This window comes from Streptomyces prunicolor NBRC 13075, assembly GCF_000367365.1.
GTDB classification, from domain to species: domain Bacteria; phylum Actinomycetota; class Actinomycetes; order Streptomycetales; family Streptomycetaceae; genus Streptomyces; species Streptomyces prunicolor.
Map to the genome: position 1 here is coordinate 1 of NZ_BARF01000031.1, position 12,352 is coordinate 12,352.

Consider the following 12,352-nt stretch of genomic DNA (forward strand, 5'->3'; position numbering starts at 1 on the left):
CGGGGGAGTCGGCCAGTCGCCTCCGCCGGCCACCGCCACCGCCTCCGTGCCGTCCGGCCCGGTCGAGGCGTAGGCACAGGCGTCGGCCGCTGCCAGGCCCGCCGGTGCGCCCGCCAGCAGCCAGGTCAGCGTCACCAGGGTCAAGACCCTTGCGGCGAGGGCGGTTCGGGTCGGTTCGGGTGCATGCACGACGGAGATCATGAGGCCTCGCGGGCGGGGGCGCGCCGGGGCGCGGAAGGATTGCCCCGAAGGAGTGGAAGACGGGGCGCGACGGTTTGACGAACCGGCGTTCGGGGGTGGCCGGATGCGTACGCGCATGCGAGAGGGGGTGCCGTGTCACAGGTGTCGTAAAGAAATTTGTGCGGCGGTTGAACACTTCCGTGGTCCCCACCCGTACCTAGGACCGTGCGGCGGCACAGACGGGCGCTGCAACATCCAGGTGATTATGGGGAGTTGACGATGAAGACCTCCTGGCGGAGCGCCTCACTCGCGGCGACGGCCGTGTCCGTCATGGCGTTGACGGCGGCGTGCGGTTCGGAAAATGTGACCACGCCTTCCTCTGCGGCACAGAACGTCGGTGCCACGGCGGCGGCCGGAGGTTACGGAAGTATCGGTGCGACGGCCAGTGCCAGCACCGGTGCGGGCAACGGCTACGGCGCCGACGGCCAGCAGGCCGCGGCCGCCGAGCCCGCGGGCCAGCTGACCGTTGCCAACAACCCCGACCTCGGCAAGGTGTTGAGCGACGGTGCCGGGCTCACCCTCTACCGATTCGACGCCGACACGGCCAATCCGCCGAAGTCGAACTGCGACGGCGACTGCGCCACCGCCTGGCCGCCGGTTCCCGCGAACGACGCCACGGCCGGCGCCGGTATCGACAAGTCCCTGCTCGGCGAGGTGACCCGCACCGACGGCACCAAGCAGCTGACCATCGGCGGCTGGCCCGCCTACCGCTACGCCAAGGACGTCAACGCCGGTGACGTCAACGGCCAGGGCGTGGGCGGCAAGTGGTACGCGCTCGCCCCCGACGGCAAGAAGGCGACCCTCGCCAGCCTGCCCGGTCTGTCCGTCAAGAAGGACGCCAAGCTCGGCGACATCGTCGTCGACAAGAACGGCCACACGGTCTACCGCTTCCTCAAGGACAAGGCGTGGCCGAAGTCGGTCTCGAACTGCGTCGGCGCCTGCGCGGAGAAGTGGCCGGCCGTCGGCATCGTCTCGGCGAACGACACCAAGGGCGTCGAGAAGAAGGGCCTCATGGGCTTCACCCGGTCCGACGGCGCCAAGCAGATGACCGTCGACTGCTGGCCGATCTACACCTTCTCCGGTGACACGGCCGCCGGACAGACCAACGGTCAGGGCGTGGGCGGCACTTGGTACGCCGTCTCCCCTGAAGGTAAAGCGGTCGGCGCGCCCGCGGCGTAGCGAGAACCTCCCCAGGGTTGATCGCCCCCCGCCCACTCGGCACTCGAAACGCGGAAGGGAGGGTCGCGGGCAAGCGACAGAAATGCCGAACAACACAGCGCGCGCGACCCCAGGTCCGCCCCCTCCGCACCGCACGGAGGGGGCGGGCCGCTTTGGCGTCCTCCGTACGTCAATTCCGGCATTCGCCGCGCTTCTCCGCGTGTCCCCGCACATCAATTCGGCACGTGCCACCGGCAATCGGCGGGAACGGATGGTCAATTTCCGTTTCCGCTCGACCCTTTGGCGGGCGATCAGTAGCCTCAGCTCGAACACCGGATCGCCTACGCCTTGGAGAGATACATGGAGCGTCCCGCCTGGGCACCACGAAGCATCGATATCTCGGTGCCGAGCGTTTCGCGTATCTACGACTACTACCTGGGCGGTTCGCACAACTTCGAGGTCGACCGGGAAGCGGCCCGCAAGGCCATGGAGTTCCTCCCGGGACTTCCCAAGATCATGCAGGCGAACCGGGCGTTCATGCGCCGCGCCGTGCGATTCGCGGCCGCGGAGGGCATCACCCAGTTCCTCGACATCGGCTCCGGAATTCCCACCTTCGGAAACGTCCACGAGGTGGCCCAGGCGGCCAGCCCCGGCGCCCATGTCATGTACGTCGACCACGACCCGGTGGCGGTCGCGCACAGCCAGGCCGTCCTGGCCGGCAACGAGACCGCGGACGTCGTCGCGGCCGACCTCCGCAAGCCCCAGGAGATTCTGGCGAGCGCCGAGGTTCAGCGCCTGATCGACGTGAATCGGCCAGTGGCCTTACTTCTCGTTGCCATACTGCACTTCGTGGAAGACACGGACGACCCGTACGGGGCGGTGGCACAGCTGCGCGAGGCACTCGCGCCCGGCAGCCTGCTCATCCTCACCCATGCCTCGTACGAGGGAATCCCGTTGCCACCGGAGCGGGCGGAGGGCGCGGTGGACGTGTACAAGGACATTCGCAATCCGCTGATCATGCGCTCGCGCGAGGAGATCGCGCGGTTCTTCGAGGGGTACGACATGGTGGAACCCGGACTGGTGCCGATGCCGGAGTGGCGGCCGGACACGGTGCTGGAGGACGAGGATCCGTACTCCTTTTCAGGTTTCGCCGGCGTAGGACGCACGGCGTGATCGCGGAGCCGGACGGGCCGGAGGGCAGACTGCGCAGGTTCGCGACCATCTGGAGCCGGGCGGTGTTCCCGGCGACCTCCACGTCGCTGACCCGGCCCGAGTTCGAGGAGCTGCTCCTGCCGCTGGCACGGCGGTTGAGCGAGGCGCTGCGCGCCAGGAACTTCGAGGCCGCGGAGGGCAAGGCGGTCGGCGCCGCCCTCGTCGCCGCGCACTGCACCGACCCCGACGCCCTCACCCACACCCTGGAGTGCGTCGACGCCTACCTGGTGCTCTACTGCGGCGGCGACGGCTCTCAGGAGGACCTGCGGATCCGCTCGGCCCGCCTCCAGCACGCCATGGCCGCCGGGTTCGCCCAGGAACTGCGCGAGCGCACGCTCGCCGAGCAGGAGGCCATCTCCGTGGCCGCCCTCCAGGCCCAGGGCGTCGTCGCCCAGGCCCTGCACGCGACCGAGGCCCGCTTCCGCGCGGTCTTCGAGGGCGCGGCCATAGGTATCGGCATGGCCGACCTCGACGGCAACATCCTCCAGGTCAACGGCGCGCTGCTGCGCATGTTCGGCATCAACGACCAGACCATGAGCGGCCGTAACGTCCGAGAGTGGACCCACCCGGACGACGCCCCCCAGACCTGGACCCTCTACGACGAACTCGTCCGCGGCGAGCGCGAGCACTACCACGTCGAGAAGGCGTTCTACCGGCCTGACGGAACGGTCCTGTGGACCAACCTCACGGTCTCCCTGCTGCGCGACGCAGACGGCAACCCGCAGTACCAGCTCGCCCTCATGGAGGACACCACCGAGCGCCGTCTGCTCAACCTGCGGCTGCGCTACGAGGCGACCCACGACGCCCTCACCGGCCTCCCGAACCGCACCCTGTTCTTCGAACGCCTGGAGAAGGCCCTCGGCGCGGGCAACAACCAGCGGTTCGGCCTGTGTTACCTCGATCTCGACGGTTTCAAGACCATCAACGACAGCCTCGGCCACGCGGCCGGCGACCGGCTGCTCGTGGAGGTCGCCGACCGGCTGCAGTCCTGCGCGACCGCACCCGGCGAGATGGTCGCCCGGCTCGGCGGCGACGAGTTCGTGGCGCTGACCACCGGCCCCGACACCGAGCGCGAGGTCGACGAACTCGCGGGCCGCATTATGAACGCGCTGATCACCCCGGTCAGCATCGACGGCCGTGACCTCACCGTGCGCGGCAGCATCGGCATCGTCGAGGGCCCGGCGGGCGAGCGAGGCCCGGCGGAGGTGCTGCGCAGCGCCGACATCACCATGTACCGCGCCAAGTCCGCGGGCGGCAACCGCTTCGAACTCGCCGACCCCGAGGCCGACGCCCGCGTGATCACCCGCCACGGCCTGACCACGGCACTTCCGGCCGCCCTGGACCGCAACGAGTTCTTCATCGAGTACCAGCCGCTGGTCCACCTCGGCGACGGCACCGTGCACGGCGCCGAGGCCCTGGTCCGCTGGCTGCACCCGCAGCACGGCGTGCTGGGCCCCGACCGCTTCATCCCGCTCGCCGAACACACGGGCCTGATCGTCCCGTTGGGCCGCTGGGTCCTGGAACAGTCCGTACGACAGGCCCGCGCCTGGCGCGAGTCCTACGGCGACGGCGTCCCCCTGCGCATCAACGTCAACCTCTCGCCCTGCCAGCTCACCCACCCCGGCCTGGTCCAGGACACCGTCGACATCCTGGAGCGCACCGGCGTCGCCCCCGACGCGCTCTGCCTGGAGGTCACGGAGTCGGCGCTGATCGGCGCCGACGACGACCTGCTGAAGCCGCTGCGGCAACTCGCCGAGATGGGCGTCGACATCGCCCTGGACGACTTCGGCACCGGCTACTCGAACCTCGCCAACCTCCGCCGGCTGCCGGTGAGCATCCTCAAGCTGGACCGCTCCTTCACCCAGAGCATGCAGCAGTTCCCGGCCGACCCCGTCGACCTCAAGATCGTCGAGGGCATCGTCTCCCTCGCCCACAGCCTGAACCTCACGGTGACGGTCGAGGGCGTCGAGACCGGAGCACAGGCCGAGCAACTCCGCATACTGGGCTGCGACACGGCCCAGGGCTGGTACTACGCCCGCCCCGGCCCGCCGGACCGCCTGCACGACCTGGCGCTGGTGGACGCGACGGGCTGAACGACCGCTGCCTCAGGGCAGCGCGATCGACCGCAGGCTGCGATGGGTGGCCGCCTGGACGACGAGATGGTCCGGGTCGCCGCCCGGCACGACGAGCCGGGGGCCTTCCCCGTACCGGCTCTGCGAGTACGGCGCGGACATGCGGGGCGCGGCGGCCCCTTTCGCCTTCGGGCCGGCGTGCAGGTCGATCGTGATCACGCGCCCTCGGACGGGGGCGTCGTTGACCGGCGTGAAGGTGACGAACCGGTCGTCGGCCAACTCCGCCTCCTCCGTGGTGGTGTTGTAGCTCCACAGCCTCTTGGGGTGGACGAGGTCGTACGCGTTCCAGGCGCCGCCGCCCGGGTCCTCCGCGCTGTCCTCGTAGAGCACGAGCACACCGTCGGACGAGATCACCCCGCGTTCGGGTTTGTCGCCGGTGTCCTCGGCGGTCTTCAGCGGCCTGAGCGTGTCCGGGTCCAGGCGCTGGAGCGGCGGGAAGGTGTCCCCGGCGGAGATCGGACTGCCGGTGCACACGAGGTACTTGCCGCCGGAGATGAGGTACGAGCACTCGACGCCCTGGGGAGTGGTCGCCACGGTGGCGCCGGTGCGGGCGTCGCGGGCGGTGACCTTCGTGCCGTCGATGGTGTAGACGCGGCCTCCGAAAGCGGCCATGTCCCCGTACGGATCCGCCGCGACACTGCGGTGCCACAGCGCCTTGCCGTCGGACATCCGGAAGGCGGCGAGGGTGATGATCTTCACGCCCGCTGTCGGGGTCTCGAGAACGAAGACGGTCCCGTCCGCCACCTTGAGAACCACCGGGACGGTGGAGCCGTAGGTCAGCCGATGCGTCCAGGCGGCCTTGCCCGTGCGCAGATTCGCCGTGCTCAGTGTCGCGCCGGAGCTGGTCACGGCGCGCTCGGTGGCCGAGTCGACGACCAGCTCGGCGTCCTTGCCGCGGCCGGCCGGCGGGACGGACCAGGTGACCTCGCCGGTGCTGCGGGACCGCCCGACGAAACCGCCGGAACCGGTGCGGCACACGACCTGATGAGCCGTCGCCTCGCAACGGCCGTCCACCGCGGGGTAGGAAGCGGTCCACGCGTGCCAGTCCGAGCCGGTGACGGGGGACCGCGAGGCGCTGGGCGCCCCGGACACCGAAACCGTCGTACGACTCGTCTCCCCGGACGGCGTGCCCCCCGCGCCCGAACAGCCCGCAAGCACCAGCCCGAGCAGTGCCGCGCCCACCCACCGTATGCGTCGCATTCTCGTCACCCCCGCGAAAGAAACCCCATGCTAGGCGGCGGTCAGCGCTCCAACAGCATCCGCTGCAACTCCCTGGCCGCCCGCGGCGGAGCCACATCGCTGCGATGCGCGAGTGCGATCGTCCGGTGCAGCCCGGGCCGCGCCAGCGGCGTCACCCGCAGCCCGCGCCCGGACTTCGTCGCCACCATGCGCGGTACGACGGCCACGCCGAGCCCCGCCCGCACGAAGCCGAGGACCGCGTCCATCTCGCCGCCCTCCACCGCGAAGTCGGGCTCGAAGCCCTCGGCGCGGCACGCGGCGACGGTCAGTTCACGCAGGTCGTAGCCGTGCCGGAACATCACCAGGCGCTCGCCCTCCAGGTCGGAGATCCGCACCGTCCGCCCGCGACCCGGCGCCGTCGCTTCCGGCGAGGACACGACCACCAGGTCCTCGCGCAGCAGCTCCACGGTCGTCAACGCCGGTGACGGCGTGGGCAGCGGAAGCACCACCAGGGCCAAGTCCAAGGCGCCGCGCGCGAGTTCGCGTACGAGATCGTGCGAACCGCCCTCCTCGATCAGCAGCCGGATGCCCGGATAGCGGTCGTGGAAGGCGCGCAGCACATCCGGCAGCAGACCCGTGCACAGGCTCGGGGTCGCACCCAACCTGATCCGGCCGCTGCGGAGTTGGACCAGTTCGAGGACCTCGTGCCGGGCCGTGTCCGCGTCCGCCAGGATGCGCCGCGCCAGCGGCAGTAGCGCCTCGCCCGCGTCCGTGAGCGTGATGTTGCCCCGCGCCCGCAGGAACAGATCCGCGCCCAGCTCCCGCTCCAGCGCCTTGATCTGCTGTGAAAGGGAGGGTTGCGCGACATGGACCACGTCGGCGGCCCGCGTGAAGTGCCGGGTCTCGGCGACCGCCACGAAGTACTGGAGCTGCTGGAACTGCACGCACCCACGATAGCCGTAGCCTATGGAATCCAGGCAGACCATGTCTTGGACCGATCGGCCTCTTGACATTTAGCGTGCTTGCCATGGCTCTGGCAACGCGGACGGACCGACGGCCGTCGATGGCGCGCACGGTGTGGGACAGCTCCGTCGGCAAGAAGACGGTGATGGCCGTCAGCGGCCTGATCATGCTGCTGTACCTGGTCGTGCACATGATCGGGAACCTCAAGATCTTCTTCGGTGCGGGCGAGTTCAACCACTACGCCCACTGGCTGCGCACCGTCGGCGAACCCTTCATGCACTACGGGTGGACGCTCTGGCTGATCCGGATCGTCCTCGTCGTCGCCGTGATCGCCCATGCCGTCTCGGCGTACCAGCTGAGCCGCCGCGACATCAAGGCGCGCCCCAGCAAGTACGTGCACAAGAAACGCCGGGCGAGCTACGCCACGCGCACCATGCGCTGGGGCGGCATCATCCTCGGCCTGTTCATCGTCTGGCACATCCTCGATCTGACGACCGGCACCGTGCACTCCGGCGGTTTCCAGGAGGGTCACCCGTACCAGAACGTCGTGGACACCTTCTCCACCTGGTACGGCGACACCATCTACATCGTCGCGATGCTCGCCCTCGGCCTGCACGTCCGGCACGGCTTCTGGAGCGCCGCGCAGACTCTCGGCGCGGGCAGCCGCAGCCGCGACCGCGCCCTGAAGACCGTCGCCAATGTCCTCGCGCTGCTGCTCACCGCCGGTTTCATCGCCGTGCCCGTGGGCGTCATGACCGGAGTGGTGAGCTGAAATGACCCTTGAATACGCGGACTTCACGACGGGGGAACCCGTCACCGACACCAAGTCGCCCACCGGCCCCATCAACGAGCGCTGGGACACCCGCCGTTTCGAGGCCAAGCTGGTCAACCCCGCCAACCGCCGCAAACACACGGTGATCGTCGTCGGCACCGGCCTCGCGGGCGGCTCGGCCGGCGCCACCCTCGCCGAACAGGGCTACCACGTCGTCCAGTTCTGCTTCCAGGACTCCCCGCGCCGCGCCCACTCGATCGCCGCGCAGGGCGGCATCAACGCGGCGAAGAACTACCGCAACGACGGTGACTCCGTCCACCGCCTCTTCTACGACACCGTCAAGGGCGGCGACTTCAGGGCCCGCGAGTCCAACGTCCACCGCCTCGCGCAGATCTCGGTCGAGATCATCGACCAGTGCGTCGCGCAGGGCGTGCCGTTCGCCCGGGAGTACGGCGGCCTGCTCGACACCCGCTCCTTCGGTGGCGTGCAGGTCTCCCGCACCTTCTATGCCCGCGGCCAGACGGGGCAGCAACTTCTCCTCGGCGCCTATCAAGCCCTCTCCCGGCAGATCGCCGCCGGGAACATCGAGATGCACCCGCGCACCGAGATGCTCGACCTGATCGTCATCGACGGCAAGGCACGCGGGATCGTCGCGCGGGACCTGATCACCGGCCGTATCGACACGTACTTCGCGGACGCCGTCGTTCTCGCCAGCGGCGGCTACGGCAACGTCTTCTACCTGTCGACGAATGCCATGAACTCCAACGCCACCGCCGTCTGGCGGGCGCACCGGCGCGGCGCGCTCTTCGCCAACCCGTGCTTCACGCAGATCCACCCCACCTGCATCCCGCGCACCGGCGACCACCAGTCCAAACTCACGCTGATGAGCGAGTCGTTGCGCAACGACGGCCGGATCTGGGTGCCGAAGGCGCAGGGTGACCAGCGCCCCGCGAACCAGATCCCCGAGGACGAGCGCGACTACTACCTGGAGCGCATCTACCCGGCCTTCGGCAACCTCGTGCCCCGTGACATCGCCTCCCGCGCCGCGAAGGACGTGTGCGACGAGGGGCGGGGCGTCGGCCCCGGCGGGCAGGGCGTCTACCTCGACTTCGCCGACGCCATCGGGCGGTTGGGGCGGAAGGCCGTCGAGGAGAAGTACGGCAACCTCTTCGACATGTACGCCCGGATCACCGCCGAGGACCCGTACACGGTCCCGATGCGGATCTACCCGGCCGTGCACTACACGATGGGCGGCCTCTGGGTCGACTACGACCTCCAGACCACGGTCCCGGGCCTGTTCGCGATCGGTGAGGCCAACTTCTCCGACCACGGCGCCAACCGGCTCGGTGCCTCCGCGCTGATGCAGGGCCTCGCCGACGGCTACTTCGTGCTCCCGGCGACGATCAACGACTACCTCGCCCGGCACCCCGGACACGAGGAGATCGGCGTCCAACACCCCGCCGTACAGGAGGTGTTGGCGGAGACCGAGGACCGCCTCAACCTCCTCCTCGCGGTGGACGGCGACCGCACCCCCGACTCCTTCCACCGCGAACTCGGCGAACTCATGTGGGAGTTCTGCGGCATGGCCCGCACCGACAGCGGACTGCGCAAGGCGCTGGAACGCATCCCGCAGATCCGCGAGGAGTTCTGGCGGCGGATCAAAGTCCCGGGCACCGGCGAGGAGTTCAACCAGTCCCTGGAGAAGGCGAACCGGATCGTCGACTACCTCGAACTCGCCGAGCTGATGTGCCTCGACGCACTGAACCGCGCCGAGTCCTGCGGCGGCCACTTCCGCGAGGAGTCGCAGACCCCGGACGGCGAAGCGGAGCGCAGGGACGAGGAGTTCAGCTACGCGGCCGCCTGGGAGTTCACCGGCACCGGCTCATCTCCCGTACTGCACAAGGAAGACCTGGTCTTCGAGTACGTCCACCCCACTCAGCGGAGCTACGCATGAAGCTCACCCTGCGCGTCTGGCGGCAGCAGAACGCCGACGCCGAAGGCGCCATGTCCACCTACCAAGTGGACGGAATCTCCACGGACATGTCGTTCCTGGAGATGCTCGACACCCTCAACGAGGAACTCATCCTCAAGGGCGAGGACCCCGTCGCCTTCGACCACGACTGCCGCGAGGGCATCTGCGGAGCCTGCTCGCTCGTCATCAACGGCGACGCGCACGGCCCGGAGCGCACCACCACCTGCCAACTCCACATGCGGTCCTTCGAGGACGGCGACACGATCGACATCGAACCGTGGCGCGCCTCCGCCTTCCCGGTCGTCAAGGACCTCGTGGTGGACCGGTCGGCCTTCGACCGGATCATCCAGGCCGGCGGTTACATCACCGCCCCGACCGGTGCCGCCCCCGAGGCGCACGCCACCGCCGTACCCAAACCGGACGCCGACTTCGCCTTCGAGCACGCCGAGTGCATCGGCTGCGGGGCGTGCGTCGCCGCGTGCCCGAACGGCGCGGCGATGCTGTTCACCTCCGCCAAGGTCAACCACCTCAACGTCCTTCCGCAGGGCGCCCCCGAGCGCGAGACCCGCGTCCTCGACATGGTCGCGCAGATGGACGACGAGGGCTTCGGCGGCTGCACGCTGGCCGGTGAGTGCGCGACCGCCTGCCCGAAGGGCATCCCGCTGTTCTCCATCACCGGGATGAACAAGGAGTGGCTGCGGGCGACGCGCAAGGTGGCCAAGCGCTAGACGTCCCAGCTCACCGAACGTTCGCCGGCAGGGTGCGGACGGGCGGAGCCGGAGTGGTGCTCAACCCCGGCTCCGCCAAGCACCCCTGGCATTCAACAACCCCACATCGTCTCTCTCTTCGCGGGTCACACCACGGACAGCCGGCGTCGGCACAACAGGTATGGCGGCACCGCTCGCCGCTGAGCCGCCCCCGGCCCGTGACCAGGAGAGAGCCATGACCGGCGTATCCACCCTCGACCGTCCCTCGCAGCCCGCCGCGCCGACCCGCTACACCGTCACGCTCGCCCGCGACGAGGACGAGGTGCGGGCCGCGCAGCGGCTGCGGCACGACGTCTTCGCCGGGGAGATGGGCGCCCACCTCTCCAGCCCGCAGCCCGGCCTGGACGTCGACGCCTTCGACGCCTACTGCGACCACCTCCTCGTCCGCGACACGGTCACCGGGCAGGTGGTCGGCACCTACCGGCTGCTGCCGCCCGAACGCGCCGCGGTCGCCGGACGGCTCTACTCGGAGAGCGAGTTCGACCTCGCCCCGCTCGACTCGATCCGCCCGGGCCTCGTCGAGGTCGGCCGCTCCTGCGTCCACCCCGACCACCGCGACGGCGCCGTCATCGGCCTCATCTGGGCCGGCATAGCCCGCTACATGGTCGACCGCGGCCACGACTGGCTCGCCGGCTGCTGCTCGATCCCGCTGGCCGACGGTGGCGCCCTCGCCGCCGGCACCTGGGACCGGGTCAGTGCCAAGCACCTCGCTCCCGAGGAGTTCCGGGTACGACCGCTGCTGCCCTGGAGCGCGGACGGCGTGACCCGCCCCGCCGAGCGCGTCGAACTCCCGCCGCTGCTGCGCGGATACGTCCGCCTCGGCGCCTGGGTGTGCGGCGAGCCCGCCCACGACCCGGACTTCGGGGTCGCCGACCTGTACGTGCTGCTGTCGATGCGCCGGGTCAACCCGCGTTATCTGCGGCACTTCCTCTCGCTCGTCCCGGCATGATGAGCGGCTGGCTGCCCAGCGCGCCCTGCACCCCCAGGGCGTGCATCGACTCGAAGGGGTCCGTCACGGCCGTACCGCGCGCCGTGCTGCGCTTGGTGACCGTCCTGGTCGTGGTGGCCGCCGGGGCCGCACTCACCCCCGTCGGCGCGCGGATCCCCGCCCGCGCGGTGCGCTGGTGGTGCCGGACCATCGTCCGGGCGGCCGGCATCCGGCTCCGTATCACCGGCACCACCACGCCCACCGGCGGACTGCTCCTGGTCGCCAACCACATCTCCTGGCTGGACATCCCGCTGCTGGCCGCCGTACGCCCCGCCCGCATGCTGGCCAAGGCCGAGATCCGGCACTGGCCTGTCGCCGGGACACTGACCGCGGGCAGTGGCGCCCTGTTCATCGACCGCGACCGGCTGCGTGCCCTCCCCGAGACCGTCGCCTCCATCGCGGGCGCCCTGCGCGCCGGCGGAGCGGTCGCAGTCTTCCCCGAGGGCAGCACCTGGTGCGGCCGGGCCCAGGGCCACTTCCGGCGGGCCGTCTTCCAGGCCGCACTGGACGCCGGAGTCCCCGTCCAGCCGGTCGGCCTGCACTACACGACCGACGGCACCGCCAGCACCGCGCCCGCCTTCGTCGGCAGCGACTCCCTGCTCACCTCGGTGTGGCGGGTGGTGTCGACGCGCGGGCTCGTCGCCGAGGTGGAGGTGGGCGAGACCATCGCCCCCGGCAGCCACCCCGACCGCCGCTCCCTCGCGTATGCGGCACAGGCCGGGGCGACGGCTCAGCCCCAGCACCAGGACCACTGCACCTCGGTGGCGCAGGCCCCGGTGAAAATCCGCAGGACGGCGCGGAGGCGTCCTGTTAGCGTGGCGTCCATGAGGATCATCAGGCACACCGGCACCGCGACCGCGCGAGCGACCAGCTCGCCGGCCGCCGACGCCTGAACCTCACTGACCTCTCCCGGCGGCCGGAAACGGACCGCCGGGTGTGTCGTTTCCAGCCCCCTCGCACGCTGCCCCG

General features: G+C 70.3%; 10 protein-coding genes and 1 pseudogene. 8 read left to right on the top strand and 3 right to left on the bottom strand.

All coding sequences use genetic code 11. The annotated features are described in order from the left end of the window. Positions 1 to 189: pseudogene (locus tag SPR02S_RS55710) on the bottom strand (hypothetical protein); the annotation flags it as partial. A 270-nt stretch (positions 190 to 459) separates the two neighbouring features. Between SPR02S_RS55710 and SPR02S_RS14000 the strand changes: the two are divergent. The 3 genes from SPR02S_RS14000 to SPR02S_RS14010 all read left to right on the top strand — a co-directional run bounded on the left by SPR02S_RS14000 (position 460) and on the right by SPR02S_RS14010 (position 4,703). After that, complete coding sequence (locus SPR02S_RS14000) at positions 460 to 1,419, top strand: SCO0930 family lipoprotein (RefSeq protein WP_019057596.1); 960 nt, start codon at positions 460 to 462, stop codon at positions 1,417 to 1,419. Between the two features lie 339 nt (positions 1,420 to 1,758). Further along, a complete protein-coding gene (locus SPR02S_RS14005) occupies positions 1,759 to 2,571 on the top strand; it encodes an SAM-dependent methyltransferase (RefSeq protein ID WP_019057597.1) in 813 nt (270 codons plus the stop codon). Beyond that, positions 2,568 to 4,703, top strand: a complete 2,136-nt coding sequence (locus SPR02S_RS14010) for a putative bifunctional diguanylate cyclase/phosphodiesterase (RefSeq protein WP_019057598.1) — start codon at positions 2,568 to 2,570, stop codon at positions 4,701 to 4,703. The genes SPR02S_RS14005 and SPR02S_RS14010 overlap by 4 nt, the downstream gene beginning before the upstream one ends. Positions 4,704 to 4,715: 12 nt before the next feature. On the opposite strand, the gene SPR02S_RS14015 is transcribed toward SPR02S_RS14010, so the two are convergent. Together SPR02S_RS14015 and SPR02S_RS14020 are read right to left on the bottom strand one after the other, a co-directional pair. Further along, positions 4,716 to 5,942, bottom strand: a complete 1,227-nt coding sequence (locus SPR02S_RS14015; RefSeq protein WP_052346978.1) for an outer membrane protein assembly factor BamB family protein — start codon at positions 5,940 to 5,942, stop codon at positions 4,716 to 4,718. A 41-nt stretch (positions 5,943 to 5,983) separates the two neighbouring features. Further along, entirely contained in the window at positions 5,984 to 6,865 is an 882-nt protein-coding gene (locus SPR02S_RS14020; RefSeq protein WP_019057600.1) for a LysR family transcriptional regulator, read from the bottom strand. Positions 6,866 to 6,984: 119 nt separating this feature from the next. On the opposite strand from SPR02S_RS14020, the gene SPR02S_RS14025 reads away from it, so the two are divergent. The 5 genes from SPR02S_RS14025 to SPR02S_RS55715 all read left to right on the top strand — a co-directional run bounded on the left by SPR02S_RS14025 (position 6,985) and on the right by SPR02S_RS55715 (position 12,276). Beyond that, a complete protein-coding gene (locus tag SPR02S_RS14025) occupies positions 6,985 to 7,656 on the top strand; it encodes a succinate dehydrogenase (protein WP_019057601.1) in 672 nt (223 codons plus the stop codon). 1 nt (position 7,657) lies between these two features. Further along, positions 7,658 to 9,610, top strand: a complete 1,953-nt coding sequence (locus SPR02S_RS14030; protein ID WP_019057602.1) for a fumarate reductase/succinate dehydrogenase flavoprotein subunit — start codon at positions 7,658 to 7,660, stop codon at positions 9,608 to 9,610. Continuing rightward, the gene (locus SPR02S_RS14035; protein WP_019057603.1) at positions 9,607 to 10,356 is read left to right on the top strand and encodes a succinate dehydrogenase/fumarate reductase iron-sulfur subunit; all 750 of its coding nucleotides are present in this window, start codon (positions 9,607 to 9,609) and stop codon (positions 10,354 to 10,356) included. The genes SPR02S_RS14030 and SPR02S_RS14035 overlap by 4 nt, the downstream gene beginning before the upstream one ends. Positions 10,357 to 10,570: 214 nt before the next feature. After that, the gene (locus tag SPR02S_RS14040; protein WP_019057604.1) at positions 10,571 to 11,344 is read left to right on the top strand and encodes a GNAT family N-acetyltransferase; all 774 of its coding nucleotides are present in this window, start codon (positions 10,571 to 10,573) and stop codon (positions 11,342 to 11,344) included. Then, positions 11,344 to 12,276, top strand: a complete 933-nt coding sequence (locus SPR02S_RS55715) for a lysophospholipid acyltransferase family protein (protein ID WP_019057605.1) — start codon at positions 11,344 to 11,346, stop codon at positions 12,274 to 12,276. The genes SPR02S_RS14040 and SPR02S_RS55715 overlap by 1 nt, the downstream gene beginning before the upstream one ends. Positions 12,277 to 12,352 lie beyond the last annotated feature (76 nt).

Excerpts from the sequence above, each read along its gene's own strand:
- SPR02S_RS14025 (WP_019057601.1), top strand. The coding sequence starts at position 6,985 with ATGGCGCGCACGGTGTGGGACAGCTCCGTCGGCAAGAAGACGGTGATG.
- SPR02S_RS14035 (WP_019057603.1), top strand. The coding sequence starts at position 9,607 with ATGAAGCTCACCCTGCGCGTCTGGCGGCAGCAGAACGCCGACGCCGAA.
- SPR02S_RS14005 (WP_019057597.1), top strand. The coding sequence starts at position 1,759 with ATGGAGCGTCCCGCCTGGGCACCACGAAGCATCGATATCTCGGTGCCG.
- SPR02S_RS14030 (WP_019057602.1), top strand. The coding sequence starts at position 7,658 with ATGACCCTTGAATACGCGGACTTCACGACGGGGGAACCCGTCACCGAC.
- SPR02S_RS14000 (WP_019057596.1), top strand. The coding sequence starts at position 460 with ATGAAGACCTCCTGGCGGAGCGCCTCACTCGCGGCGACGGCCGTGTCC.
- SPR02S_RS14015 (WP_052346978.1), bottom strand. The coding sequence starts at position 5,942 with ATGCGACGCATACGGTGGGTGGGCGCGGCACTGCTCGGGCTGGTGCTT.
- SPR02S_RS14040 (WP_019057604.1), top strand. The coding sequence starts at position 10,571 with ATGACCGGCGTATCCACCCTCGACCGTCCCTCGCAGCCCGCCGCGCCG.
- SPR02S_RS55715 (WP_019057605.1), top strand. The coding sequence starts at position 11,344 with ATGAGCGGCTGGCTGCCCAGCGCGCCCTGCACCCCCAGGGCGTGCATC.